Raw genomic sequence first — 26,839 nt, 5'->3', positions numbered from 1 at the left:
TGGCGAAGCCGCCCCCCTGCATATCTCCAGACAAATCAGATTTACAGATTTCACGACTGCTTCGCAGCCGAACGGGGATAAATCCCCTCACCACAAAAGCCCGCTCCCACAAAAAAGCACTCCGTTTTCAATCTTGAACTGCCCCTACTCTCGCTCAAGTTAACGTTAACGTAAAGGGTGATTGACAGCCATTCATCACAGGCTTACGTTAACGTAAAGGTGAGAGCCGAGTGACCGCCCTCCCCACCCTACAAAAAAGCCAAAAAGGTGACCCATGAGCTATCCATCCCTGAACTTCGCCCTCGGTGAAACCATCGACATGCTGCGCGATCAGGTTCAGTCCTTTGTCGCCAAGGAGATCGCCCCGCGTGCGGCGCAGATCGACAGCGACAACCTGTTCCCTGCCGACATGTGGCGCAAATTCGGTGACATGGGCCTGCTCGGCATCACTGTGCTGGAAGAGTACGGCGGCGCCGGCCTGGGTTACCTGGCGCACGTCGTGGCGATGGAAGAAATCAGCCGTGGCTCGGCTTCGGTGGCGCTGTCCTACGGCGCGCATTCCAACCTCTGCGTCAACCAGATCAACCGCAACGGTAACCACGAACAAAAAAGCAAATACCTGCCCAAGCTGATCAGCGGCGAGCACGTCGGCGCATTGGCGATGAGCGAACCGAATGCCGGTTCCGATGTGGTTTCGATGAAACTGCGCGCGGACAAACGCGGCGACCGTTACGTCCTCAACGGCAGCAAAACCTGGATCACCAACGGCCCTGACGCCAACACTTACGTGATCTATGCCAAGACCGATCTGGAAAAAGGCCCGCACGGCATTACTGCGTTTATCGTTGAACGTGACTGGAAAGGCTTCAGCCGCAGCAACAAGTTCGACAAGCTCGGCATGCGCGGCTCCAACACTTGCGAGCTGTTTTTCGACGACGTCGAAGTGCCGGAAGAAAACATCCTCGGCGTGCTCAACGGCGGCGTAAAAGTACTGATGAGCGGCCTCGATTACGAACGCGTGGTGCTGTCCGGCGGTCCGACCGGGATCATGCAGTCGTGCATGGACCTGATCGTGCCGTACATCCACGACCGTAAGCAGTTCGGCCAAAGCATCGGCGAGTTCCAGCTGATCCAGGGCAAAGTCGCCGACATGTACACCCAACTCAATGCTAGCCGCGCTTATCTCTATGCAGTTGCGCAGGCTTGCGAGCGTGGCGAAACCACCCGTAAAGATGCCGCCGGGGTGATCCTCTACACCGCCGAACGCGCCACGCAAATGGCCCTCGACGCGATCCAGATTCTCGGCGGTAACGGTTACATCAACGAATTCCCGGCGGGCCGTCTGCTGCGTGACGCCAAGCTGTACGAAATCGGCGCCGGCACCAGTGAGATCCGTCGCATGCTGATCGGTCGCGAACTGTTCAACGAAACCCGCTAAACGGAGCTGACCATGGCAACCTTGCACACTCAGCTCAACCCACGTTCAGCAGAGTTCGCCGCCAACAGCGCGGCGATGCTCAAACAGGTCGACGCCCTGCACACCCTGCTCGCCCAAGTGGCGCAGGGTGGCGGCGCGAAAGCCCAGGAGCGCCACACCTCGCGCGGCAAACTGCTGCCGCGTGAACGCATCAACCGCTTGCTCGATCCGGGTTCACCGTTTCTGGAAATCAGCCAATTGGCCGCCCACGCCGTCTATGGCGAAGATGTACCGGCGGCCGGGGTGATCGCCGGGATCGGCCGGGTCGAAGGCGTCGAATGCATGATCGTCGCTAACGACGCGACGGTTAAGGGTGGTTCGTACTATCCGCTGACCGTGAAGAAACACCTGCGCGCACAAACCATCGCTCAGCAGAATCGCTTGCCGTGCATCTATCTGGTGGACTCCGGGGGCGCCAACCTGCCGCGTCAGGACGAAGTGTTCCCGGATCGCGAGCACTTCGGGCGGATCTTCTTCAACCAGGCCAACATGAGCGCGATGGGCATTCCGCAAATCGCCGTGGTCATGGGCTCCTGCACCGCTGGTGGCGCTTATGTGCCGGCGATGGCGGACGAAGCAATCATGGTGCGCAATCAGGCCACCATTTTTCTCGCCGGCCCGCCATTGGTGAAAGCCGCGACCGGTGAAGTGGTCAGCGCTGAAGACCTGGGCGGTGCCGATATGCACTGCAAGATTTCCGGGGTCGCCGACCATTACGCCGAGAGCGACGAACACGCCCTCGCGCTCGCCCGCCGCAGCGTCGCCAACCTTAATTGGCGCAAACTCGGCGAAGTGCAGCAACGCGCGCCGATTGCGCCGCTGTACGCCAGCGATGAGTTGTACGGCGTGGTGTCCGCCGATGCCAAGCAGCCGTTCGATGTGCGTGAAGTGATTGCGCGGCTGGTCGACGGGTCGGTGTTCGATGAGTTCAAAGCGCTGTTCGGCACCACGCTGGTCTGCGGTTTTGCGCATCTGCACGGCTATCCGATCGCGATTCTGGCGAACAACGGCATCCTCTTCGCCGAAGCCGCGCAAAAAGGCGCGCACTTCATCGAACTGGCCTGCCAACGCAACATTCCACTGCTGTTTTTGCAGAACATCACCGGCTTCATGGTCGGCCAGAAATACGAGGCCGGCGGCATCGCCAAGCACGGTGCAAAACTGGTGACCGCTGTGGCGTGCGCCAAGGTGCCGAAGTTCACCGTGATCATCGGCGGCAGTTTCGGCGCCGGTAACTACGGCATGTGTGGCCGCGCTTACGATCCGCGTTTCCTGTGGATGTGGCCGAATGCGAGGATCGGCGTGATGGGCGCCGAACAGGCGGCCGGCGTGCTGGTGCAGGTCAAGCGTGAACAGGCCGAACGCAGTGGCCAAAGCTTCAGTGCCGAGCAGGAAGCCGAGATCAAGCAACCGATCCTCGACCAGTATGAAGAGCAGGGTCACCCCTACTATTCCAGCGCACGGCTGTGGGACGACGGCGTCATCGACCCGGCGCAGACCCGTGATGTGCTGGCCCTGGCCCTGTCCGCGTCGCTGAACGCGCCAATCGAACCGAGCCGCTTCGGCGTGTTCCGGATGTGATTCGATCCTGTAGGAGCAAGGCTTGCCCGCGAAGGCGATGTGTCAGTCACATCAATGGTGGAATGACTACTTTCGCGGGCAAGCCTTGCTCCCACAAGAACCGTGGAGACGGAAGAATATGAGCGACTTCAACACCCTCGAACTGCAAAGCGACCCACGGGGTTTCGCCACCCTGTGGCTCAATCGCGCGGAGAAAAACAACGCGTTCAACGCCGAGATGATCCGCGAACTGATCCTCTCCCTCGACAAGGTTGCCAGCGACGCCAGCCTGCGCTTTCTGCTGGTGCGCGGCCGTGGCAAACACTTCAGCGCCGGCGCCGATCTGGCGTGGATGCAACAATCGGCCGAGCTCGATTACCACACCAACCTCGACGACGCCCGCGAACTGGCCGAGCTGATGTACAACCTCGCCAAGCTGAAAATTCCGACGCTGGCCGTGGTGCAAGGCGCGGCGTTCGGTGGCGCGCTGGGGCTGATCAGTTGCTGTGACATGGCCATCGGCGCCGACGACGCGCAGTTCTGCCTGTCGGAAGTGCGCATCGGTCTGGCGCCAGCGGTGATCAGCCCGTTCGTGGTGCAAGCCATCGGCGAACGCGCGGCACGGCGTTATGCGTTGACCGCTGAACGTTTCGGCGGTCAGCGTGCGCGGGAAATCGGCTTGTTGTCCGACAGCTATCCGGCTGCAGAACTGGAGCAACAGGTCGAACAGTGGATCAGCAACCTGCTGCTCAACAGCCCCGCCGCCATGCGCGCCAGCAAAGACTTGCTGCGTGAAGTCGGCAACGGCGCGCTGACCCCGGCGCTGCGCCGCTACACCGAAAACGCCATCGCCCGCATTCGCGTCAGCCCGGAAGGTCAGGAAGGTCTGCGGGCCTTTCTGCAGAAACGTCCGCCGAGCTGGCAAGCCGAAACCACCACCAAGGAGCCGCGTTGATGAGCGCACCTGTTCTCACCACCCTGCTGGTGGCCAACCGTGGCGAAATTGCTTGCCGCGTGATGCGCACCGCCAAGGCCCTGGGCCTGACCACTGTCGCCGTGCACAGCGCCACTGACCGCGAGGCGCGGCACAGCCGTGAAGCGGATATCCGCGTCGATCTCGGCGGCAGCAAAGCGGCTGACAGTTACCTGCAAATCGACAAACTGATTGCGGCGGCCAAGGCCAGCGGCGCGCAGGCGATTCATCCGGGGTATGGCTTTCTTTCCGAAAACGCCGGGTTCGCCCGTGCAATCGAAGCGGCCGGGCTGATTTTCCTCGGCCCGCCCGCCTCGGCCATCGACGCCATGGGCAGCAAATCGGCGGCCAAGGCGCTGATGGAAACCGCCGGCGTGCCATTGGTGCCGGGTTATCACGGCGAAGCGCAAGATCTCGATACCTTCCGTGCTGCTTGCGAACGCATCGGTTATCCGGTGCTGCTCAAAGCGACGGCCGGTGGCGGCGGCAAAGGCATGAAAGTCGTCGAAGAGGTCGGCCAGTTGGCCGAAGCCCTCGCCTCGGCCCAACGTGAAGCGCAGTCGTCGTTTGGCGATTCGCGGATGCTGGTGGAGAAGTATTTGCTCAAGCCGCGTCACGTCGAAATTCAGGTATTCGCCGATCAGCACGGCAATTGCCTGTACCTCAATGAACGGGACTGCTCGATTCAGCGTCGGCATCAGAAAGTCGTCGAAGAGGCGCCGGCACCGGGGCTGACGCCTGAGTTGCGTCGAGCGATGGGTGAAGCGGCTGTGCGCTCGGCGCAAGCAATTGGTTATGTCGGCGCGGGCACCGTGGAGTTTTTGCTGGATGCGCGCGGCGAATTCTTCTTCATGGAGATGAACACACGCTTGCAGGTTGAACACCCGGTGACCGAAGCGATTACCGGCCTCGATCTGGTGGCTTGGCAAATCCGTGTGGCGCGGGGTGAAGCATTGCCAATCACGCAAGCGCAGGTACCGCTCAATGGCCATGCGATTGAAGTGCGCTTATACGCCGAAGACCCTTCGAATGATTTTCTGCCGGCGACCGGACGTCTCGCGTTATACCGCGAGTCCGCTGAAGGGCCGGGGCGCCGAGTGGACAGCGGTGTTGAAGAAGGTGATGAAATTTCGCCGTTCTACGACCCGATGCTCGGCAAGCTGATTGCCTGGGGCGAAGATCGTGAGCAGGCCCGCCTGCGTTTGCTGAGCATGCTCGATGAGTTTGCGATTGGCGGGTTGAAGACCAATATCAACTTTCTGCGGCGGATCATTGCGCATCCGGCGTTTGCGGCAGCAGAGCTGGATACCGGGTTTATTCCGCGCTATCAGGAGCAATTGCTGCCGGCTGCCGGCGAGTTGAGCGATGGGTTCTGGAAGGCAGCAGCGCAGGCGTTTGCGCAGAGTTTGCCGGCGGTCGCGCGGGCCGATGATCCTTGTTCTCCGTGGTCACTCAACAGAGGTTTGCGCGCCGGTCTGCCCCGGGAAATCACCCTGCACTTGAGTTGCGAGGGCCAGGATCGAGCGTTGACCTTGGGTTTGGAGGGTAACGCTCATCTGTCGGGTGAAGCGCTGGTGGTGGAACACGAGGGAGTGCGTCGCCCCTTACGGGCCATTCGTCAGGGCGATTCGCTGTATCTGCAATGGGAAGGCGAATTGCGCCGTATTGAAGCGTACGACCCGATCAGTGCCGTTGAAGCCAGCCACAGCCATCAGGGCGGTCTGACCGCGCCCATGAACGGCAGCATTGTTCGCGTGCTGGTCGAGGTCGGGCAAACGGTCGAAGCCGGCGCACAACTGGTGGTGCTCGAAGCAATGAAGATGGAGCACAGCATCCGGGCGCCGCATACCGGGGTGATCAAAGCGCTGTATTGCCAGGAAGGTGAAATGGTCGGCGAAGGCAGCGCTTTGGTTGAACTGGAAGAAGCTTGAAAAGGAGATCGGTCCTACGTCTGCGCAGGATCGATCCGACTAGTAACGCGCCGTTGCCTGAACCACCACGCCGATGATTCGACACTCATCGGTCAACAGGGCTTTCGGCCATGTCGGATTGAGCGGTACCAGGTAACGCTGGCCGCCCTCTTCGTGGAGTTTGCGAAAGATCGCATCATCAGAATCCGACCACTGGGCAATCACCAGTTTGCCCGGCAGCGCCTCTGCCGCCGGATCGACCAGGATCAGCATGCCTTCGGCGATACTCGGGCCGCGCGGAGCGGTCATCGAATCGCCTGCCACCGTCAGCCAGAAGGCCGCGCCACGGGCGTGGTAATCCGTCAGTTCGAAACGCTGTTTGTCCTGCGCCTTGCTGTAGGACTGCGGCTCAGTCTCGCGCACTTCGAAAGGCGCGCGCCAGTCGTTCACCGGGTAACGGAAGTACGGGTTGTACTTCTGTGCCAGCGGCATGTCGTCATCCGCGGTTTGCTGCGGCTCGCGAATGACCATCGCGACTTCGAGAAAATCCATGCCCAGTGCTTGCAGCACACGGTTCATCTCCGTGACGCCCGGTTCACGACGTTTGTTCAGCCAATGGCCGATGCCGCCCTGGGACATGCCAACACGCTCTCCGAGCTCTGTTTGAGTGATTTTGAGTTCACTCATCTTGGCCTTGACCAACTCAATCCATTTATCCATAAGCCGCACCATACGTGGACGCCTTCGGCCCGCAAAACACATATTGTAGTATTTAAATTCTGGTCACAACTACGCACCGTACTATGCTGACGACACGGATTTTCAATCGAACAAGGAGTGACCCTTCATCATGAATATCAGCAGCAAAGACTTGCCCGATCTGCAGATGGACACCACCTTCACTTCGCCTCAAGGCAATGCCGCGGCGCAGCGGGCGTTGGACTACTACTTGAAACCAACTGTGTCTGAACCCGAGGTCGACGAACGCTTTTTCAACGTCAAACGTCATCTCAGTGGTGAAGAGGCGTTGGTGCATGCTTCGGATCTGCTGCGATGCGCAGCCGCGACCGCCTTCAAGGCGGCAGAAAACCTGCAAGGCGCAAGCCGCGATCTGGCGTTTTCGGTGGTGCACATGGTCGATATGGCGCGGGCGATGGTCGACCATTCGCTCGATGGCGATGAGGTCTGAGGACGGCAGTTCGGACGGACGGGAAAGAATTTTCCAATCGCGCAGATAAAAACATTTGACTTGCAAATGATAATGATTATTATTGCAAGCAGCTGGTCGCGAGATCAGTCGATGGACCAGAGACCTTAGGTCGGTCTTCTGGACTATCTCCTCATCAGGCTAATCACGGTTTTTGACCCGGCTTTTTGCCGGGTCTTTTTTTGCCCGTTTTTCGGGTTTGTGTCTTCAGGCTAATGAAGTCTTTTGGTGCTGCAAATTCGATGGCGCGGATAATATCAAAAGAATATCGCTTGGCAAGTCGAGCCCGGCCACATTGGGGCAAAGTAATGACAATTAGCACTTGAGAATCAATCGCATAGCCTCTAAGCTGCGTCCGCGTCATGGAGGACGCCCCCCGCCACACCCCGCAATTTCCCTCGGTTTCAGCGCAGTCTTGCGTGTAAAGTAACGGCCATAAAAATCATATTCAGGAAGCGATTATGACCGTGGCCAAATCTTCGTTCGACATCAGCGCCAACTTCGACAGCGGCAATATCCAAGTCATCGACATCAGTAATCCGCTCAGTCCGGTTCTGGCCATCCGTCCGGACACCCGCAGCGCCCATTTTCAGTGGTTCCACTTCAAGGCCAGCGGCCTGCACGTCGGCCAGGAACACTGGTTTCGCCTGAATAACGCCAGCCAATCTTCGTACAACAAAGCCTGGACCGGTTATCAAGCCGTGGCCTCTTACGATCACGTCAACTGGTTTCGCGTGCCGACCATTTTCGAAGGCGATTGCCTGCGCTTCAGCCTCGAAGCAACCCAGACCCACGCCTGGTTCGCCTATTTCGAACCCTACAGCCGTGGTCGTCATGACTGGCTGATCGAGCAGGCGCTGACCAAGGCCGGCACCGAACTGCTGGCCACCGGCAAAAGCGTCGAAGGCCGCGATATTCAGTTGCTGCGCAAAGGCAGCGGCGCTGCAGGCCAGCGCAAGGTCTGGATCATTGCCCAGCAACATCCGGGCGAGCACATGGCCGAGTGGTTCATGGAAGGCGTGATCGAACGCCTGGAACGCCAGGATGATCCGGTGCTGAACAAATTGCTGGCCAGCGCCGATCTGTACCTGGTGCCGAACATGAACCCGGACGGTGCCTTCCACGGTCACTTGCGCACCAACGCCATGGGCCAGGACTTGAACCGCGCCTGGCAGAACGCCAGTCAGGACATCAGCCCGGAAGTACTGTTCGTGCAGCAGCAAATGCAACAGTACGGCGTTGACCTGTTCATCGATGTTCACGGCGATGAAGAAATCCCTCACGTATTCACCGCCGGTTGCGAAGGCAATCCTGGCTTCACACCGCGCATCGAGAAGCTCGAAGAGCACTTCCGCAACCATCTGAAACACACCACCAAAGATTTCCAGACCAAGTACGGCTACACCCGCGATGAGCCGGGTCAGGCGAACATGACCCTGGCCTGCAACAGCGTCGGCCAGAAATACGACTGCCTGTCGCTGACCCTGGAAATGCCGTTCAAGGATCACGACGATCACCCTGACAAGGAAACCGGCTGGTCCGGCAAACGCTCGAAACAACTGGGCAAAGACGTGCTGACCACTGTCGCCGACATGGTCGACACCTTGCGTTAACGCCTCCCGCGCAAGACCAAAAGATCGCAGCCTGACTGCGATCTTTTGCTTTCTATCGTCCTCAGCTTTACCCATAAAGGTTGCAATATAAAACCAAATGGCGATATGGTTTTATTTTGAAACCTAAAAGGACTCGGGACATGAAACCTCTCAACAGCGGCGCCGTTTTGTTGTTTTCAGTCGCCTGCGGGCTTGCGGTCGGCAATGTGTATTACGCGCAGCCACTGCTCGATGCCATGGCCGAAGCGTTTGCCCTGTCGCCGGCAACCATTGGCATCGTTATCACGTTGACGCAGATCGGTTACGGCGTAGGTCTGGTATTGCTGGTGCCACTCGGCGACCTGCTCAACCGACGCCGCTTGATCGTTACTCAGACGCTGCTGTCGGCGGTCGCGTTGCTGATGATCGCGCTCGCGCCCAACAGCCTGTGGTTGCTGCTCGGCATGACCCTGACCGGTTTGCTCGCCGTGGTCACGCAAGTGTTGGTGGCTTACGCCGCGACGCTGGCGATCCCGCAACAACGCGGGCGCGTGGTCGGTGTGGTCACCAGCGGCATCGTCGTCGGAATTCTGTTGGCACGCACGGTCGCTGGAGGGATGGCCGATCTGGCTGGATGGCGAGCTATCTATTTCCTTTCAGCCGGCCTCACTCTGTTGATGGCGCTGTTGCTCCTTCGCGTATTACCCAAGCACGAAACCCCACAACCGGCGAGCTCCTACTTCGCATTGATCGCCTCGGTATTCAGCCTGTTCAAGGAAGAAGCGGTGCTGCGTCAACGCGCACTTCTCGCTTTGCTGACGTTCGCCAGCGCGATGGTGCTGTGGACGCCGATGGTGCTGCCGCTCGCGGCCCCGCCTCTGTCACTTTCCCACAGTGAAATCGGATTGTTCGGACTCGCCGGTGCCGCCGGAGCATTGGCAGCGGCACGCGCCGGGCATCTGGCTGATCGCGGCCTCGGGCAATGGGTCAGTGGCCTTTCATTGTTATTGATGCTGGCTTCGTGGCTGCCCATCGCCCTCACGCAATCCTCGCTGTGGGCGCTGCTGCTCGGCGTGATCACCCTCGACCTGGGCTTGCAAGCCATCCACGTCACCAGCCAAAGCATGATCTACAGCGTGCGCCCGGAAGCGCAAAGCCGCCTCACCGCCGGTTACATGTTGTTTTACTCGATCGGCAGCGCGTTGGGTTCGATCGGCTCAACCGCGATGTATGCGTGGGCCGGGTGGCTGGGCGTGTGTCTGCTCGGCGCCGGCATCAATGCCATTGCCCTCTTTTATTGGTGGCTAACACTGTCACACCGTGGCGAGAGAGCTTGCTCCCGCTCGGTGGCGCAGCAGTCGTAAGATCCTGAAGACTGCTTCGCACTCCAGCGGGTGCAAGCTCCCTCGCCACCGTTAATTGCGATTGCGGCCGCGCAACATGCTGTCGAGCACTTCATCGCGGCGCACCCAACCATGAAACAGCGCCGCAGCCAAGTGCAGCAGCACGGTGAGAAACAGCAGATACGCCAGATAACCATGGGCCTTGCTCAGCAACGCAAACAGCTGCGCATCCGCCGGCACAATCGACGGCAACTGCAACGTGGCGCTGAGCATGACCGGTTCACCCGAAGCGCTGATCATCGCCCAACCGAGCAACGGCAGCACCAGCATCAACGCGTACAGCAACAGGTGCGAAGCCTTGGCCGCCAGTACCTGCCAATCCGGCAGATCCGCCGGCAATGGTGGCTGGCGGGTGCACAAACGCACCAGGAGACGCACGATCACCAGTGCCAGAATCGCGATCCCCAATGGTTTGTGCAGATGTATCAGCCACTCATGCCGCGCGGAAACGGAGGTCACCATCCCTGCGCCAATAAACAGCATGGCGATGATCATCACGGCCATCAGCCAATGCAGCAGCCGCGCCAGCAAAGCGAAATGCGTCGGTTGAGTGCTCATGGGCGAGCCTCCTGTTTGGCGGCGGGCAACTGGCTGACTTCGCTGGTGCGACGCAGGTAGGAATCGGCGTAACCGGCGGAACGTGCCGCGAGCAACGGGTCGTCGGTGCCTTGAATCCCGGCCGGCAACACCAGCGGGTCGTAGTTGATGTCGCGGCATTCACCGCTCAGTTGCGGCTGGGTTTTCTCCAGCACCAAGGTGCCAGCGTTGACGACTTTGCGCCCGGCAGGCCAGGTTTTACTGGCGTCATTGACGGGGTCATCGGGGTTGGCCAAGGTGATGTTCAACTGAAAGCGCAGCGGTGCGGCGGCCAGGCGCTGCACCAGATCCTTCTCCAGAAAATCACCGCCCTCAGGTGCAGTGGCACCCGCTGCGTCTTGCGCCAACGGCGCCATGCTCCAGCGCACCGCCTGCTTTTTGCCGCTGGCGTCCACCAGATAAAAGGCATTGATGCTGTTATAGGTTTCCGTGGCGTAACTGGCGGACGGTTTGGCGGTCTTCACCCACGTCAGAAACGGCACCGCTTCCGGGTGCGAAGCAAAGAATGCCGGCACCTTGCTCGGGTCAGGCTTGCCCGTGGTCGGGTCCGGCGACTGCGCCTGCTGCAACTGATAAAACGCCTCAGGTGTCCCGACCGGGAACACCGGCATGCTGTTCATCCCGGTGCGCCACTGCTGCCCGTTGGCCTGAGCAAAACGCAACGCCAGACTGCGAATCGGCACGCTGCTGTCCGGTGCATAAGGATTTCCCGCCGGCAACGCAAAACGCCCGACCACCGCCGTGCGCGGATCATTGAACACCTGCGCGGTGGAGAACACCCGCGCCTCGCCACTGCTCTCGAAATGGCCAATCACGCAGACACCTTTGGCGTGATTGCGACGAAACCCAGGATGCACGCCGTTGTTTTTCTCCAGCACATCGACCAGTGCTTTTGGCGTCAGACGTTGTGGGTCGAAGTTGCCATGCACGTAGGCAAACGCCCCGGCCACAGCAGCGATGACCACGGCGATGCCGCTCAGACGCAACATCAGGCTGGCGGCGCTCAATGGCGGGCGCTGTGGCCCGCCCGGCGGTGAAGTGGGCGGTGAGCTGCGATCAACCATGAAAAGACTCCAGGGCCATCGGCCGTAGGGAAAGGTGCTATGAGACGCACGCCTCGTAGGATTATTCCCTTTGAACTGTAGTTTCTTTCACCTCGATGCGTACGACGCCCCGCTGAAGAGATTAAATCTGCTGAAACCGTGGCGGACGTTTCTGCAAAAAAGCCTGCATGCCTTCCTTTTGGTTCGGTGTCGCGAACAAGCCATGAAACACCCGTCGCTCGAACAGAATGCCTTCGCGCATGCCGGATTCCTCTGCGCGATTCACCGCTTCGCGGGCCGCCAATGTCGCCGTTCGCGCAAATCCTGCGATCTGCTGTGCGACGGCCAATGCTTGCTCAAGCAATTCATCGGTGGCGGTCACCCGCGAGACCAGTCCGGCCTGTTCGGCTTCGCGGGCACCGATCGAACGCCCGGTCAAAATCATGTCCATGGCTTTGGCTCGGCCTACCAGCCGGGTCAGGCGTTGGGTTCCGCCCATCCCCGGCATAACGCCCAAGGTGATTTCCGGCAAGGCAAACTGCGCCGACTCGGCAGCGATGATCACGTCACACATCATTGCCAACTCACAGCCACCGCCAAAAGCATACCCCGCCACTGCAGCGACTTTTGGCGTGCGGAAGGCGGTGAAAGCATCCCACCCGGCGAAATAGTCCTCCTCGATCATCTCCTGGTACGACTTTGCGTACATTTCCTTGATATCGGCGCCAGCCGCGAAGTACTCCTTCGTACCGGTAATAAGGAAACAACCGACTCCCGGATCGTTATCGAGCCCGCGCAGCGTTTCCAGCAACTGCGTCATCAACTGCGTACTCAGCGCATTGCGCGCCTGCGGGCGATCAAGCCGGATCAGCACCACGCGTCCCAGTCGTTCAATCAACAGGTTCATGTTCATCTCATTCCTTGAATAATGTATGTGTAGGGAAAATTTCAGCGTGGCGTCAGGAATCCCAAATGGCGCCGTAGGCCGGAATCCCCCGCGCCTCCATTTCCTCGACCACTCGCTGCGTCAACGTCTGATTGGATATGCAGATCACCGCTTCGGCGCCGAATGACTGCACGGCGGCATAGGCCAGCTTCACCAGATCGGGTTTGCCCGACACATCGGTGTCCCAGATCAGGGCGTCGGGCTGGGCTTCGAGGATTTCATCCACCAGCGAATCGCCATAAGTGGCTCGCGGACTGCGGGTCGACCAGATCAGGCGAATAGGCACCTGTCTGGCCAACAGATGTGGCAACACCGGGCCGATGCCGCTACCGGTGGCGACATACACCACCGATTTGAACAGCGTTTCAATGTGCGCCACGCCCGCCGTGGTGATGCCTTTTACCCAGACATGCGTGGGCGCCTGCTCGATGAACGCGCCCGTCCAGTCGCCCGCCCGGGAAATGATCAGTCGGAAACCATCCTCTCCGGGTGTAGGAATATTGGCGAAGGAATGCCACTCCCACAGCGGGTGGCGACTGATCGCCGTGGCTGAACCGGCAAACGGTGTGTGATGATCGAAGCGCGCGATCACCGCATGTGCAGACGGCTTGAGCAGACTGACCGGGACTTTGCGTAAACGCAGCCAGGGCAAGGCAATGCTCAGCGTCAGCAACAGCAGCATCCAGAACGAGACCGAGCGCAGCAGGACGTCCATCAACGCCAGCGTGGGATTCTGCTCTTGAGCAGACACCAGCGTCATCGCCCAGAACAGCGCCAGCGCCGCCCACCCACCGAAACGATGCGTGCGTTCGAACGCGTTGTGAAAGCGTCCGCGTATGCCCGGCAACGCCATGATTGCAATCAGCAACAACAACCCGAACAGCCCGCCGCTGAGGCCGATCAGCGTCAACGAAACCCCGCCAGGCCCTGCAAACCGCTGCCAGATCATCGAACCCGACAACGCCGCGAACCAGGCAATGGCGGCTGTCGCCCCACCACTGTGCAATCCGCCAAAGTGATAGACCTTGGCCAGCGAGCGACGAATGGCCAGCGGCCAGGTCGTTGGTGCTCGCGTTGCCAGCCAGAACAGCGCATTGATCAGGTACTGCTGACGAATCAATATCGCCATGGACAGGTTCGCCACCACCAGGCCCGAGAGCGCAGGCAAATCCACGCCTGCGGCCGACCACCACTGGCCGCCGCTCAGGCCAAACACCAGCGCGGCGACATTGCAGGCGAATACCAGCGCGACCAGACGATTGTAGTGCGAAAACATCGGCAGCGTTCCGAGGCGCCGCCAACGTGCCGGTTTGGCGGGTAAATCGACGTTTGCATCCACTGCGTTCATGCCGGCACCTGCTGTTCGGTGCAGGTATTTTCCGCTTGATGTGCGAGTGCTCTCGCCAGTAACAGACGCTTGTCGACCTTGCCCCGGGAGGTCAGCGGAATGTCATCGACCGCGAGAATCAAAGAAGGCACGCAGTAATAAGCGAGTCGTTCTTCGCAATACAAACGCGCCACATCGACGTTCGTGGAAGCCGGATAAACGAACGCCACCAGTTGACGACTGTCGAGCTTCAGCGTGACCGCGCGCTCGCAATTCGGTGCAGCCTCCAGCGCCGCTGACACCGAGTCGAGTTCCACCCGAAAACCTCTGACCTTGACCTGATCATCGACACGCCCCAAGTGCTCCAACTCGCCGTTTTCGGTCCAACGTCCCAGATCACGGGTGCGAAACATCATCCGCCCGTCACCCAGAAACGGATCAGGCTGATACCGCTCGGCGGTCAGCTCAGGATTGCCCAGGTATCCCGCCGTGACGCAATCGCCCCCCGCCCACATTTCGCCTTGCTCACCGGGGGCGCAGAGCTGCCCCGCCTCATCAAGCACATAAACGGTATTGTTCGGCGTCGGTTTACCGATCGTCAGCGGTCCCGATCCCTGATAGTGCTGCAGGGTGTTGACGATGGTCGTTTCGGTCGGTCCGCACGCGTTGTTAAAACTGCAAAATGCGGCCCAGCGGTCTGCCAATGGTTGTGGGCACGGTTCGCCTGCCAAGGCGACGACCTTCACCTGGCGGCAACGTGCGGGGTCAAGCGTGGCGAGAATCGACGGCGTCGCAATCAGCACGTCGCACTGCTCGGCGGTCTGCGCGATGTCTTTGCCACGGATCAACAGCGTGGCGCCGTGGGCCAGGCAACCCAATACTTCCCAGGCCGCCATATCAAAGGCGATGTTGAGGATCTGGCCGACCTTCCAGCCAGGGCGCATACCGAGATTGCCCGGCGTCGTCAGCAAGATGTTGCACACGTTGCGCTGGGTCACGCGTACCCCATTGGGCAGGCCGGTAGTGCCTGAGGTAAACAGCACAAAACACAGTGAGTCCGGCGATGCCGTTTCGCCACAGATATTCAACTCATCGCTGGCAACACTTTCTTCGCGGATGAATTCATCCAGGTGGATGCATTGCTCGGCCGCCGTCAGCGGAATCGCCGGCGCCAGCGCCGACAACGTCAGAACAACGCGTACCCGGGCAACGGTCATGATGTGGCGCAACTGGGAGGCAGGAGTGATGCCCACATGCTGAGGGATGTAGGCCGCGCCGACTTTCAACACTGCCAACATGCCCACCAGCATCGGAATCGAACGCTCGACAAACAGCGCCACGTGATCGCCTGCCACCACGCCGCGCTGGATCAAATTGACCGCGAGCCGATTGGCCTGACGGTTCAACTCGCCGTAAGTAATCGATTGCCCCTGACATTGCGCCGCGATGGCCTGAGGCCGGGCACTGGCTTGCGCTTCGATGGCGCGGTGAATCAATGCCGCGCTCGGCTCGACCAGAGGGCCGCAACCGAAGCGCTGCCATGGATCGGATTCAACAATGACCTTCGGCTCGATGCTCGATACCGAGCGGTTTTTCATCACTAACGCTTGCATTGGATTTCCCTTATTTCCCGACAATATGTCCAGTCACTTCTGGCCGGTTGAGCTGGGCTGCACCGGTCGCCAAACGCGTCTGTCAAAAGGGTTGAGCAGGGAAATCTGAATCCATTACACGGACTACAAAACGCAGCGACATCTCCTACAAAAGCAGGGATGAACATTTTCATAACACCGGAGGGAATAATTTACGGCGGGAGACGTCTTTCTGTTCAACACTGCTTATCCGGCCCGTGAGATGTCCAGCCCATGACCACCTCTCCATGAACGACCTTGACGAGCCACTGCGGGAATTGATCCCCCGATTGCGCCGCTTCGCCGTGTCATTGACGCGCAACAGCAGCAGCGCCGACGATCTGGTGCAGGCGAGCCTGGAGCGGGCGCTGTCGAGTTGGGGCGCCAAACGCGCCGATGGCGACTTGCGGGCCTGGCTGTTCGCGATCCTGTATCGGCAGTTTCTCGATGCCCATCGCCGCTCGCGACGGTATGCGCGCATGCTCGAATTTTTCACCGGGCGTGACGATGCCGAACCGTCGGTGGAACGCACGGTGATTGCCCAATCGACCCTGCAAGCCTTCGACCGCTTGCCCACCGAACAGCGCGCCCTGCTGCTGATGGTGTCGGTGGAAGGCCTGACCTATAAAGAGGTCGCCGAGATCCTCGGCGCCCCGATCGGCACCGTGATGTCGCGCCTGTCCCGCGCCCGCCAGGCCTTGCGCCAACTCAGCGACGGCGAAATCACCAGCCCTTCTCTGCGGAGACTTAAATGATCAGCCTGCCCCCCAGCGAGCGTGATTTGCACGCTTATGTCGACCACCAACTCAGCGACGCCGACCGGCGTGTGCTGGACACCTGGCTGGCCACTCACCCGGATGAAGCCGCGCAAGTGCGCGCCTGGCAACAGGACGCCCAGCAACTGCGCGCAGCCCTTGGCGGTGCCCTGCAGCAACCGCCGAATCCGGCGCTTGATCCGACGATGATTCGGCAGCGGCGCCAGCGTCAGTCACGTCGTCATCTGGCCAGTGCAGCGGTGTTGCTGATCGCCGTCAGCGTCGGCGGTTTCAGTGGCTGGCAGGCGCGCGAAATGACCCTCGTGCGTTCCTCGATATTGCCGATGACCGATGCCTTGCAGGCTTATCGATTGATCGCCCAGCAAGGCATGTTGCCGGCGGATTACAGGGTTGAGAATGACGGCGACATGCAGCGCTGGCTCGACCGTTATTTCTCCCGTGCCAGCCGTTTGCCGGACCTGACAGCGGCCGGGTTTCAAGCGGTCAGCGGCCGTCTGCTGAGCACCGATGAGGGGCCGGCGGCAATGGTGATGTATGAGGATGGCAGCGGCCACAAAGTCAGTTTTTATGTACGCCCGCCGGGGCCGAAAAACACCTTTTTGCCACGCGGCAAACGCAGCGACGGGGATTTGCAGGCTGAGTACTGGTCGGGTGAAGGCTACAACTACGCAATGGTCAGCCCGACCGATTCCCCGGCAGCGCGATCACTGCAATTTTGAGTACTCCGCAAAACCCTGTGGGAGCGGGCTCGCCCGCGATGAGGCCGGCACATTCAACATTTATTTTGCATGATCCACCGCTATCGCGGGCAAGCCCGCTCCCACAGGGATTGTGGTTATCAGGCAATATCGCGAAGGTTCAAAAACCGACATCGAGCACCACATTGTCCAAATAGGTGCCCGCCGGTGGCGTGGTCTGGTCGGTGTAGATTTTCGCGTTGTAGTTGAAGATCTGGCTGCCGGTGCCCTGGCCGTTGCCGGGATTGACCTCGGCGTCGGTACTCGCCCGCCGCGCCGCGCCGACGCTGCCCCAGCGCGTGGTGCCGGCGCTTTTGAAAATGTCGTAGGCCAGATAATTGCTCCCGGAGATCATTCGCCGGCGTCCGCCGACGCTGGCCGCATTTTGCCCGTCGCTCAAGCCCACGGTGTAGGCGCTGCCTTTGGTGCACGCCAGATTGATGGTTTGCCCGGTCACCGGGGTGAAGGCGCTGATCACCGGCGCGCTGCCGAAGGCGATGTTCGGCGCGATAATCGTGCAATCGTTGGAAACGGTCAGGTTGACCGTCAGCGTCGTGGTGCCGTTATTGATATCGCGCCCGACGCAGATGGCACCGATGCCGATCCCCGAGCAGTAATTCCAGTTCCAGAAGATGCTCAGGGTCTCGGTGTATACGCCGGCGGCAACATTGCTGCCAATGGTTGTCCTCAGGTACAGCGGCACGGTTTTCGGCGTGGTGCCGTTGAGCAGGCCCAAGGCATCGATGATGCCGTTGCGGGCGAAGTCATAAGCGGTGCCACGGGTCAGCGGGTAGCTGGTGCTGTTGTTGGCGTAGAGCGTGTAATTGATGACGTCGCCCGTCGGCCCGACCAGGCCACTTTGAGTCGAGGAGACGGTGCCCCAGAAGTGGTCGCTACTGGTCAGCAACGACAGCAGTGAACCGGTGCAGCTCAACCCGCCATTGAGCGTCGAACTGGGCTGCGAAGTCGTGCGCACGGCGATCGAACTGATCGTGCCGAAGGCCGCCGGCGTTGTACTCACCACCGAACACAGGGCCTGAGCGGCCCCCGGCAGCATCAGCGCCAGCCACAGGCAAAACCGCGCACTGATCATCGGCACACCAACGGGCCAATCAACGGCACCTGGTTCTGGTTCATGTCGACGTTGAATTGCACCTGGCAGGTCTTGCCGTCGGCCAGGGTCACCTGCAATGAGTTCTGCGCCTGAAGGTTTTCCAGATAGACCAGGCCGTCCCAACCGACCACGGTCCGCGTGCCGCTCTGCTCATGCACGACCCCGGCGCCCAGCGGCAACTCGCGTTGCTGGGCGTCGACAAGGACGATGCTCGCCGCGACGATCCGGCTCAGCGGAAACTCCAGCAGATAGCCACTGCCTCGGCGCACGGCAATGCGTTGCTCAACGTTGGGACTGCGCACATTCGGCGGCAGGTTCAGCGGATCGATTTCGTATTTGCCGCGGTAATAGGCACTGCTCCACGGCACCAGCAAGTGTCCATTCTTGTCGGTCTGGCCGACCTGCTGGTTTTCGTAGCGCACCGGAATGTCGGCAAAACCATCAGTGCTGACCACCACAAACGCATCATCGATGCGATTGGCGGCGAACACCTGGCGGTCCATCCACACCAGCGAACCACTGGCATCCGCCCACCGGGTTTCAGCGTCCGAGGTGCCGTAGACACCGGCCTGCAATTGCACCGATTGCAAACGCCAGGTGACGTCGGCCTGACGGTAGTCGGCACCATCACCCTTGGCATAACCCAGATTGAAGCCTACCCCGCCCTCGCTCGGCACCGCGCGACTGTAATTGACCCGCTGCTGGCTTTGACCGGTCTTGCTGCGTTCGCTGCTGATCGCCAGGCTGCCGCGCAGATCGAACGGAATTACCAGTTGCGCCTGCACCGCCCAGTTGCTGTCGCCGATCTCGCGATTGGCCGACAGGTAGAAGCTGCTGTTGCGCCACAGCGGTTTGCTCCAGCTCAGGTTGAGCAGGCGTGTGCGCGAATCGTCGGCTGCGCGGACATCGAAATAACCGGCGCCGAGGCTGCCCCAGCGGTCGAGATTGAGGCTCAGTGTCGCCTGTTCGCTGCGCCGGCTGAGGCTGATATAGGGGCTGTCGACCACGGTCAGGTCGGCGTATTGGTCGTGGCGTTGCAGGCGCTGATAGGAAAAGCTGAAACGCTGGTTGCTGTACTGATAACCCAGGCTTAATTGCTGACCGCCCTCGCCGTCGAAACGGCTTTGACTCATGGCGCTGTTGAGTACGCCGAAATTGCCCAGGCGCAGGTTGCCACCGAGGCCGCCGAGGGTCAGTGAGTCGGAGGCTTCGGCATGGCTTTCGAGGGTGAAACTGTCGCTGACGCCATAGCGCAGGCTGCCGGATGTGACGCCCGGGCCATAACTGAAATCCTTCAGGGCATAGTCGCGCCGCAAGCTGCCGGCGGCCACCGAGAAATCGCTCAAACCCTTTTGCAGCAGACTGCTGGTGACATAGAACGGCACGGTGGTCGAGACCTGCCGACCGAGCGCATCGGTGGTCACCACGACGGCTTCGCCCGCGCCATTGATGAACGGAATGTTGGTCAGAGTGTAGGGGCCCGGCTGCAACTCGGCGCTGCTGGACTTGTAGCCATTGATGAACAGATCCACCGAGGACGGCACCGCCGCTTCACCGGCGAATTGCGGCAACGGGTACGTGACCAGGTCCGGCCGCACCGCGAAGTCCCGCGAGAACTGCACGCCGCCCAAGCGCACCGAACTGCTCCACGGCAAGGCGCCACTGATCACGTCGCCCGCTTCATAGGTGAGCATTCGCTCGTCATCGGAGTAACGCCAGGTGGTGTCGTAACGCAGGTAGCCGTTGTTCAGCGTGCTGAGCGAATCACCCGCTAACGTGCGCCGGTATTGCCCGGTATTGGACAGCGTGCCCCAACTGTCAAACACCCGCACTTCGTTCCACGCGGCGAGGTAGGTGCCAGCGTCGTCGGTGTCGTTGAGGTACAGGTCATAGTTGAACAGCGCGCCGAAACTGCTCAGGGCCGGGGTTCGTGGATAGGCCTGGCGATTGCCGATGAACTGCTCCGGCAACCAGTCCGGCGGCACGTCCAGCAGCAGGCGCTGACCGACGCTGTCGTAATCGCTGTGCAGCCCCGGCAGGCTGTCGAGGTCGACTTCGGCGCCGACATTTTCAGGCAGGGCCATACCGGTTTCACGCAATGCCGTGGTCGGCAGAAACAGGCGTCCGCCACGCTGCTGAACCGCCACCACGCGCCCGGTGTTCATCTGATTGACCACCAGTTCGAGAAACAACTGAGCATCACTGACGGCCTCCATGCCGCTGGGTGGCGGCGGCAGTTCGCCGGCCTCCAGTGGTGAAATGAGCACCAGGCAACACGCGCCGGTCATGAGCCACAACGGACGCTGAAGACGGCGAGCCAATCCTCGGCTCATACACGTATTACGTCCGTCAATGGACTGAATCCTCCTGATACTGCGGTGGCCGAGCCCGTGTCTATCGGGCCCGACGCAATCTCTGTGGCCAGCGCTTGCTCCCGCCGGGCTGCGCAGTGGCCCCATCCGGTCTATCCAGAGACAGCGCGCAGGCTGAATTTACGACTGCTTGGCGCCTGAGCGGGAGCAAGCTCCCTCGCCACAAAACCTCTCCATGAAGCCGAGACCGTTGCTTACTTTGCCGGGGTGATGCTTTGCACCTGCGGCGCGCCGTTGACCCGCACCTGCAACGCCGCATCCGCCGCTGGTGCCGGCGCCGGCCAGCGCATTACCGCGCCCGGCAGCACATAACCCAGCAGCCCTTCCGCCAGCGGTTTGCTCTGCCCGCCCTGTTTGATCGCGACATCGGTCAATCGCGCATGCACCGCACCTTGATTGCGCACTTCCACATAAGGCTTGCCGTCCACCGCCACGGTGCGCCAGCTCAATTGCGGCAGGCCAATGCCTTTGGGGTCGCGCGGGCGGGTGCTGTCCTCTTTGCTCCACAGCCCGGCGCCGTAGGCGAACAGCGGCACCGAATAACGCATCTGGAAGCGGATCGCAGCAGCTGTCTTGCTGCCGTCTGCCGAGGGCGGTTGCGCCGAGGGGATTTCGTCGATGATGATCCGGTAGGCCAGTTCCTGCCCCGGCGGCACTTCTTTGGTACGGGTCAGGCGCACCAGTTGTTTCTGCCCTGGCTCGATCTTCGCCACCGGCGGGCTGCCGATCACGTCGCGTTGATTCTGGTATTGCTCCTCGAAACCGCTCTGGCTCCAGCCGAACACACGAATCTGCAGATTGGCGGTCTCGTTGCCGCGGTTCTCCAGCCACAACGCGCTGGCCTGTTGATCGGCCTCCAGCACCGGATCGATCGGCCAGATGAGCACCGAACTGGCAGCGTGCGCATAGCCTGCCCCAAGGACGAGCAGCGCAAAAAACGCACGCCCAATGAATGTAACTGCCCCCATACACCTGCTCCTCGTCAGCCATTCAAACGGCGCTTACCACGACAGCTGCACCTGCAGCACGTCGCTGTACGTCCCCCCGGGCTGGTTGCCCGGCAATTGCACCTGACCGTAAATCGGCAGGCTGATGTTGTTCGCATCGCTGTAGGCCACCGCCACACTCTGGCCGATGCCCAGGCTCTGGCTGTATGCCGCATCGCGAAACAGCGCATACGCCACCCGCGCCGTGCCACTGTTGACCTGCATGTGCCGGCCACTGCTGTTGTACTGGCCGCCATCGACGCTCATGTTCAACGTCACCCCCGGCGTGCATTGCAGCTGCACCCCGCCCGTCAGCGCGACCTGCACCGTGCCGGTGGCCAAGGCTGAGCGCGAGCCGAAATTCAGCCCGCCGTAGTTGGACACCCCGCCCACCACCAGGCATCCGGCAGTGACTGTGGCGCTGACCTGAAAGCTCTGGCTCGTCGCCGCGTCCAGCGTCAGCGGCGCACTGCCCGCACAGAGCAGGAGCAGCGCGGCGCATCCCTGCCGGCGCATGGCATCAGAACGTCAGTTCGACAGCGACGGTGTCGGTGTAGGTACCCGCCGGCAGACCGGCCTTGCCCACCGCCTGACCGTAGATGTTCACCGTTTGCGCGACACCGCTGCTGGCGGCAAGGTTGATCGTGCCGTCAATCGCCAGCAGCTGCGAGTGCCCGGCGTCGGTGTACAAGTCGTACGGCACATAGTTGGCGACGCCGTCGTACAACGCCCGCGTACCGCCCGGTGATTTGCCGTCGTTGGCCCCGGCGCGCACCTTGACCGTCGGCGTGGTGCCGCTCGAACACAGGATCGACAGCGCCCCGCCACCGCCGCCCAGCACTTGCCCGGTGGCCGTGGTGAACAGGCTATTGGCGGTGCCGAAGTTCAATGCACCGAAGTTCAGCCCGGTGGAGCCGCCAGCGCCGTTGACCTGGCAGCTGCTGATCAGGATCAGGCTGGAGGTGATCTGGCCGGTGACCGTGGTGGCGGCATTGGCACTGGAAACCAGCGTCAGGCCGAGCAGCGACAAACCTATCCTAGATGCAAACGTACGCATGGTGTCCGTCCTCTACGGGGTTACCAGTCGAGCGTCACCGTCAGGGTGTCGGTATAGACCCCTGCCGGTACCGCGCGGGTATTCGCCACCACCGAGCCAAATACCGGAATGGGTATCTGCGCACCGCTGGTAACAGCGAAATTGTGTTGCTGGCCGATGCTGTAGCTCCGGGCGCCGGAGGGATCGACAAACAGTTGATAGGGAATGGTCTGGCGGCCGTTGCTCAGGCGCCGGGTATTGCCGTCACCGTGGGTGCCGCCGTCGATGGTGACGGTGAAACCGGTGACCGAAGGATTGCAGGCAACATTGAGTTTGCCGCTGCTGTCGCCATCGAGGCTGGCCTTGATCGGCGCGTTCCAGGTGGGGCCCTGAAGACCAAAATCGAGGGTGCCCAGCTCACCGACCGGGCTGGACGGATTGCTGCTATTGGTCACTTCGCAGCCGGCAATCAGGGTCAGCCGCGCATGAATCTGCCCGCTGACCGCTGCCTGCGCAGCGTCCGCGAGTAATGCCAGCGTACCTGCCGCCATGACCATCCAGTACTTGCCTGTCATGCGCCCGTCCCTACTCCTTCAGGTGACTCCAACCCCTGCGTTCATCATTGAACGCCATTGCTGCACAACCCGAATCCTCAGGGTTGCCCGTTAAAATGCGCTGATCACCAAGTGACGGTGACCTTGATCAGATCCGAATAGCGGCTGACCCGTGGCACCTGCGCCAGACGCTCGATCCGCGCGTACAGCGGCAATTCCACCGTGCCAGTGTCCGGCACTCGGCCGCTGACCGGTACATCCACCACCAGCGGAATCCGCCGCGCGGCGTCCTGATACAAGCGATACGGAATCGGCTGGCTATCCGCCCCGCCGAGCATGTAGCGGACCTCACCGACGCCGCCGTGCAGACCGCCATCGACGCGCAGCTGATACGGCGTGTCCGGGTTGCACTCCAGCCGTGGCAGGCGTTGATTGGTCAACGCCGCGCCCAGCGGCCCGGCCGGATCATCAAGACGCGCGGTGCTGCCGAAATCCAGCACACCGAGTTGCTCGATTCCCGCCTCACGTTGCTGGCCGATCAACTGGCAGCCACGTTGCACATCGACGCGCACTTCGACTTGAAGATCTGCCGCGTAGACCGGTGCGCCCAGCACCCCCAGCAGGCCCATGACCACCCGTGCATTCACTGCTCCATTCCTTGTCAGCGATCGCTTGCGTTGTCGTTACTGTGTTTCAGGTTAGCAACACACGGCGATTGCGCCAGTCGATTGGATCCATGCAACCGGCGGGATATGTTTCGAAAGGTTGACCACACCGCGCAATGGCCACTGCCAATAGCTGTACAACCGGCAAAATACTGTTCAGTGATCGCCCACTCCCGTGCAGAGCTGCTGGAAGCACTACTTTGCGTCTGGTTACACTAGGCCGCCGCGCTCCGTGGAGCCGGTTCGACCAATACGGAGTCAGCCCAGCGTGCCCGCCCGACCGCCAAAATCCACTCGACTGAAGCAACGCTGGTCGGTGTTGCGTCGCTTGTTCGGCCGAAACATGCCCGCCAGCGCCGGGCATGACGCCAGCGCCGAGTCGATCCGCGATTACTTTCGGCACAAGGCACACAATCAGGGCTATACCCTCAGCCACAGCCAGCAACAGGTGATCGATTGCATGGCGCAGCAGGCCAGCCTGCTGTTCGGCGCCACGGCGCGCACGCCGCCGAGTCTTTACCTGTACGGCGCGGTCGGGCGCGGCAAGAGTTGGCTGCTCGACGGTTTTTTCCAGGCGTTGCCGATCAGCGAGAAACGCCGTCTGCACTTCCATCAATTCTTCGCGCAATTGCACCAGGGCATGTTCAGCCATCGCGAGCAGGACGATGCCCTCGCCGCCACGCTCGATGAATTGCTGGCGGACTGTCGGGTGCTGTGTTTCGACGAATTTCATGTGCATGACATCGGCGATGCGATGCTCATCACCCGGCTGTTCAAGGCACTGTTCCAGCGCGGCATTCTGTTGTTGGTGACCTCCAACTATCCGCCCGAAGGTTTACTGCCCAATCCGCTCTATCACGCGCGTTTCAAACCGGTGATCGAGCTGATCAATACGCGCATGCAGGTGATGGAAGTCGGCGGCCCGCATGATTACCGCAGTCTCGCGCGCAACCATGAACACCAGGTGTTTACCCACGGCCATTATGTGTGGCCGGGCACAGCGGCCCAGCGCCAGGCTCGGGATCTGCCGACGCAAGATGCGCCACCGCTGTCGCTGACCGTCGGCGCCCGACAGTTTCGCGCACGTTTGAGTGAAGGCCGACGCGTGGCGTTTACGTTCGCTGATCTGTGTGAGCAGCCGACCGCAGTGATGGACTATCTGCAGTTGTGCCGGCGTTTCGACCACTGGGTGATTGACGATTTACCGCTGCTGGGCGACTGCTCGATTGCCGCGCAACAACGCTTCATCAATCTGATTGACGTGCTCTACGACCAAGACAAGCACCTGACGCTGATAGGGCGACAGTCGCTGTGCGAAAGCCTTGGCGGCGATGCGATCGACCTGGGGCGCACGCGTAGCCGGTTAGGGCAGCTACAGGTTATCCACGACCCCGCCTGACACCCCAAAACCCTGTGGGAGCTGGCTTGCCAGCGATGGCGGACTTACATTCAACATCTATTTCGATTAAAAGGGCCTCATCGCGGGCAAGCCCGCTCCCACAGGGTGTGGGGTGTCTACTGGATCTGAGCAGCCTCAAATCAAGGCTTTGCCGTTATCATGGCGCCCATTCCCCAGCGCCTCGCGCCACTGGCCTTTTTTCAAAAAGTGAACACCTACAATGCACACCCTTGCTCAATTACGCGCCGGCGAGTTGTCGGGCATCACGCGGCTGGATCTGTCTTGCGGGCTGACCGAGTTTCCGCGCGAGATCTTCGAGCTGGCCGACACCCTCGAAATCCTCAACCTCAGCGGCAATAAACTCAGCCGCCTGCCGGATGATCTGCATCGCCTGACCCGCCTGCGCGTGCTGTTTTGCTCGGACAATCCTTTCACCGCACTGCCCGCCTGCCTCGGCAAATGTGCGGCGCTGACGATGGTCGGCTTCAAGGCCAATCATATCGTCGAAGTCCCCGGGGCCGCGCTGCCACCGCTGCTGCGCTGGTTGATCCTGACCGACAACTGCATCGAAACCCTGCCGACTGAATTGGGCGAGCGCCCTTATCTGCAAAAACTCATGCTCTCGGGCAATCGTCTGCAAGCGCTGCCTGAATCGCTGCGCGACTGCCATCGATTGGAGCTGCTGCGCATCTCGGTCAACCAGTTCAGCGAATTGCCGCAGTGGCTGCTGAGCTTGCCGAGCCTGACTTGGCTGGCCTACGCCGGTAATCCGCTGGAAACCGAAGCCGACGCCGCCGCACTGGAAGCCACGCCGCTGATTGATTGGTCGGCATTGCGCCTGGAGCAGAAACTCGGCGAAGGCGCCTCCGGGGTGATTTCCCGGGCGAACTGGCAGCAAGCCGATGGCTCGCTGAAACCGGTCGCGGTGAAGTTGTACAAAGGTGCAATGACCAGCGACGGCTCACCGTTGCACGAAATGAACGCGTGCATTACCGCTGGCTTGCACCCGAACCTGATCCGCGTTGAAGGACGTATCAACGGTCACCCCGAGGGTCAGCAAGGGCTGGTGATGCAACTGATTGATCCGAGTTTTCACAATCTTGCCGGATTGCCAAGCCTGGCCTCGTGCTCGCGGGATGTGTACGCCGATAAACTGCGCTTCACGGCCGAGGTTGCCTTACGCATTGCCAAGGGCATTGCTTCGGCAGCGGAACATCTGCATGAGCAAGGCATTACCCACGGTGACCTGTACGGGCACAACATTTTGTTGAACGACCGGGGCGATTGTCTTCTGGGGGATTTTGGCGGGGCGTCGTTCCATGCCACCACCGATAACGCACAGACACGGGCGCTGCAACGCATTGAAGTGCGCGCATTCGGGATCTTGTTGGGGGAATTGCTGGCGCGTATCGATTCGGGGCTGAGTGCCGAACAGCGTTTACATTGGGAGGAGCTGGAACGGCGTTGCTGCCAGGCACAGGTGCTGGCGCGACCGGGGTTCAGTGAAGTGTTGCGCGATCTCGGAAATCTGTGA

At 60.9% G+C, this 26,839-nt stretch carries 25 protein-coding genes; 11 read left to right on the top strand and 14 right to left on the bottom strand.

The annotated features are described in order from the left end of the window. Positions 1-274: 274 nt before the first annotated feature. The 4 genes from ACQ4MY_RS13205 to ACQ4MY_RS13190 all read left to right on the top strand — a co-directional run bounded on the left by ACQ4MY_RS13205 (position 275) and on the right by ACQ4MY_RS13190 (position 5,941). Entirely contained in the window at positions 275-1,438 is a 1,164-nt protein-coding gene (locus ACQ4MY_RS13205; protein ID WP_440095410.1) for an isovaleryl-CoA dehydrogenase, read from the top strand. Positions 1,439-1,450: 12 nt separating this feature from the next. Then, positions 1,451-3,058 (top strand): carboxyl transferase domain-containing protein, encoded by a 1,608-nt coding sequence (locus ACQ4MY_RS13200; protein ID WP_440095409.1) that lies wholly within the window; start codon positions 1,451-1,453, stop codon positions 3,056-3,058. A gap of 118 nt (positions 3,059-3,176) precedes the next feature. Next, the gene (locus tag ACQ4MY_RS13195) at positions 3,177-3,992 is read left to right on the top strand and encodes a gamma-carboxygeranoyl-CoA hydratase (protein ID WP_440095408.1); all 816 of its coding nucleotides are present in this window, start codon (positions 3,177-3,179) and stop codon (positions 3,990-3,992) included. Beyond that, positions 3,992-5,941 (top strand): acetyl/propionyl/methylcrotonyl-CoA carboxylase subunit alpha, encoded by a 1,950-nt coding sequence (locus ACQ4MY_RS13190; RefSeq protein WP_440095407.1) that lies wholly within the window; start codon positions 3,992-3,994, stop codon positions 5,939-5,941. Before ACQ4MY_RS13195 ends, ACQ4MY_RS13190 begins: the two co-directional genes overlap by 1 nt. Positions 5,942-5,980: 39 nt before the next feature. Here the strand turns inward: ACQ4MY_RS13190 and ACQ4MY_RS13185 are convergent, their stop codons facing one another. Beyond that, positions 5,981-6,640 carry a LexA family protein gene (locus tag ACQ4MY_RS13185; RefSeq protein WP_440095406.1) on the bottom strand — a complete coding sequence of 220 codons (660 nt, stop codon included), beginning with the start codon at positions 6,638-6,640 and terminating at the stop codon, positions 5,981-5,983. A 130-nt stretch (positions 6,641-6,770) separates the two neighbouring features. Here ACQ4MY_RS13185 and ACQ4MY_RS13180 point away from each other — a divergent pair, with 130 nt between their 5' ends. Continuing rightward, complete coding sequence (locus ACQ4MY_RS13180; protein ID WP_008082079.1) at positions 6,771-7,109, top strand: DUF6124 family protein; 339 nt, start codon at positions 6,771-6,773, stop codon at positions 7,107-7,109. A 163-nt stretch (positions 7,110-7,272) separates the two neighbouring features. Here ACQ4MY_RS13180 and ACQ4MY_RS13175 read toward each other — a convergent pair whose 3' ends face one another. Next, the gene (locus tag ACQ4MY_RS13175) at positions 7,273-7,491 is read right to left on the bottom strand and encodes a hypothetical protein (protein WP_440095405.1); all 219 of its coding nucleotides are present in this window, start codon (positions 7,489-7,491) and stop codon (positions 7,273-7,275) included. 97 nt (positions 7,492-7,588) lie between these two features. Here ACQ4MY_RS13175 and ACQ4MY_RS13170 point away from each other — a divergent pair, with 97 nt between their 5' ends. Together ACQ4MY_RS13170 and ACQ4MY_RS13165 are read left to right on the top strand one after the other, a co-directional pair. Further along, on the top strand, positions 7,589-8,740 hold the full coding sequence (locus tag ACQ4MY_RS13170; RefSeq protein ID WP_440095404.1) for a M14 family metallopeptidase: 1,152 nt from the start codon (positions 7,589-7,591) through the stop codon (positions 8,738-8,740). A gap of 140 nt (positions 8,741-8,880) precedes the next feature. Further along, entirely contained in the window at positions 8,881-10,083 is a 1,203-nt protein-coding gene (locus ACQ4MY_RS13165) for an MFS transporter (protein ID WP_440095402.1), read from the top strand. Between the two features lie 51 nt (positions 10,084-10,134). Here the strand turns inward: ACQ4MY_RS13165 and ACQ4MY_RS13160 are convergent, their stop codons facing one another. The 5 genes from ACQ4MY_RS13160 to ACQ4MY_RS13140 all read right to left on the bottom strand — a co-directional run bounded on the left by ACQ4MY_RS13160 (position 10,135) and on the right by ACQ4MY_RS13140 (position 15,633). Beyond that, on the bottom strand, positions 10,135-10,680 hold the full coding sequence (locus ACQ4MY_RS13160; protein WP_440095401.1) for a cytochrome b: 546 nt from the start codon (positions 10,678-10,680) through the stop codon (positions 10,135-10,137). After that, positions 10,677-11,783 carry a catalase family peroxidase gene (locus tag ACQ4MY_RS13155; RefSeq protein ID WP_440095400.1) on the bottom strand — a complete coding sequence of 369 codons (1,107 nt, stop codon included), beginning with the start codon at positions 11,781-11,783 and terminating at the stop codon, positions 10,677-10,679. The genes ACQ4MY_RS13160 and ACQ4MY_RS13155 overlap by 4 nt, the downstream gene beginning before the upstream one ends. Positions 11,784-11,904: 121 nt before the next feature. Continuing rightward, entirely contained in the window at positions 11,905-12,669 is a 765-nt protein-coding gene (locus ACQ4MY_RS13150; RefSeq protein WP_440095399.1) for an enoyl-CoA hydratase-related protein, read from the bottom strand. A 52-nt stretch (positions 12,670-12,721) separates the two neighbouring features. Beyond that, complete coding sequence (locus ACQ4MY_RS13145; RefSeq protein ID WP_440095398.1) at positions 12,722-14,056, bottom strand: hypothetical protein; 1,335 nt, start codon at positions 14,054-14,056, stop codon at positions 12,722-12,724. Continuing rightward, complete coding sequence (locus ACQ4MY_RS13140) at positions 14,053-15,633, bottom strand: amino acid adenylation domain-containing protein (protein ID WP_440095594.1); 1,581 nt, start codon at positions 15,631-15,633, stop codon at positions 14,053-14,055. The genes ACQ4MY_RS13145 and ACQ4MY_RS13140 overlap by 4 nt, the downstream gene beginning before the upstream one ends. Before the next feature lie 281 nt (positions 15,634-15,914). Between ACQ4MY_RS13140 and ACQ4MY_RS13135 the strand changes: the two genes are divergently transcribed. Together ACQ4MY_RS13135 and ACQ4MY_RS13130 are read left to right on the top strand one after the other, a co-directional pair. Continuing rightward, on the top strand, positions 15,915-16,421 hold the full coding sequence (locus tag ACQ4MY_RS13135) for a sigma-70 family RNA polymerase sigma factor (RefSeq protein WP_008082060.1): 507 nt from the start codon (positions 15,915-15,917) through the stop codon (positions 16,419-16,421). Beyond that, positions 16,418-17,161, top strand: a complete 744-nt coding sequence (locus ACQ4MY_RS13130) for an anti-sigma factor family protein (protein ID WP_440095396.1) — start codon at positions 16,418-16,420, stop codon at positions 17,159-17,161. The genes ACQ4MY_RS13135 and ACQ4MY_RS13130 overlap by 4 nt, the downstream gene beginning before the upstream one ends. 139 nt (positions 17,162-17,300) lie before the next feature. Here ACQ4MY_RS13130 and ACQ4MY_RS13125 read toward each other — a convergent pair whose 3' ends face one another. The 7 genes from ACQ4MY_RS13125 to ACQ4MY_RS13095 form a co-directional block, all read right to left on the bottom strand. Then, the gene (locus ACQ4MY_RS13125; protein WP_440095593.1) at positions 17,301-18,272 is read right to left on the bottom strand and encodes a Csu type fimbrial protein; all 972 of its coding nucleotides are present in this window, start codon (positions 18,270-18,272) and stop codon (positions 17,301-17,303) included. Then, on the bottom strand, positions 18,269-20,626 hold the full coding sequence (locus ACQ4MY_RS13120) for a fimbria/pilus outer membrane usher protein (RefSeq protein ID WP_440095395.1): 2,358 nt from the start codon (positions 20,624-20,626) through the stop codon (positions 18,269-18,271). The genes ACQ4MY_RS13125 and ACQ4MY_RS13120 overlap by 4 nt, the downstream gene beginning before the upstream one ends. 233 nt (positions 20,627-20,859) lie before the next feature. Continuing rightward, positions 20,860-21,633, bottom strand: a complete 774-nt coding sequence (locus ACQ4MY_RS13115) for a fimbrial biogenesis chaperone (protein WP_440095393.1) — start codon at positions 21,631-21,633, stop codon at positions 20,860-20,862. A gap of 33 nt (positions 21,634-21,666) precedes the next feature. Next, positions 21,667-22,167 (bottom strand): Csu type fimbrial protein, encoded by a 501-nt coding sequence (locus ACQ4MY_RS13110; RefSeq protein ID WP_158835071.1) that lies wholly within the window; start codon positions 22,165-22,167, stop codon positions 21,667-21,669. A 4-nt stretch (positions 22,168-22,171) separates the two neighbouring features. After that, on the bottom strand, positions 22,172-22,708 hold the full coding sequence (locus ACQ4MY_RS13105; RefSeq protein WP_158835057.1) for a Csu type fimbrial protein: 537 nt from the start codon (positions 22,706-22,708) through the stop codon (positions 22,172-22,174). A gap of 20 nt (positions 22,709-22,728) precedes the next feature. Further along, on the bottom strand, positions 22,729-23,262 hold the full coding sequence (locus ACQ4MY_RS13100) for a Csu type fimbrial protein (protein WP_158835054.1): 534 nt from the start codon (positions 23,260-23,262) through the stop codon (positions 22,729-22,731). A 104-nt stretch (positions 23,263-23,366) separates the two neighbouring features. Then, entirely contained in the window at positions 23,367-23,888 is a 522-nt protein-coding gene (locus ACQ4MY_RS13095; protein ID WP_440095391.1) for a Csu type fimbrial protein, read from the bottom strand. Positions 23,889-24,174: 286 nt separating this feature from the next. On the opposite strand from ACQ4MY_RS13095, the gene zapE reads away from it, so the two are divergent. Further along, positions 24,175-25,305 carry a cell division protein ZapE gene (zapE, locus tag ACQ4MY_RS13090; RefSeq protein ID WP_440095389.1) on the top strand — a complete coding sequence of 377 codons (1,131 nt, stop codon included), beginning with the start codon at positions 24,175-24,177 and terminating at the stop codon, positions 25,303-25,305. A gap of 220 nt (positions 25,306-25,525) precedes the next feature. Continuing rightward, positions 25,526-26,839, top strand: a complete 1,314-nt coding sequence (locus ACQ4MY_RS13085; RefSeq protein WP_440095387.1) for a leucine-rich repeat-containing protein kinase family protein — start codon at positions 25,526-25,528, stop codon at positions 26,837-26,839.

The organism is Pseudomonas sp. SM4 (assembly GCF_051913165.1).
In the GTDB taxonomy this organism is placed as follows: Bacteria; Pseudomonadota; Gammaproteobacteria; order Pseudomonadales; family Pseudomonadaceae; genus Aquipseudomonas.
The sequence above is the reverse complement of the archived record's forward strand: the minus strand, read 5'-3'. Positions and strand labels throughout refer to the sequence as shown.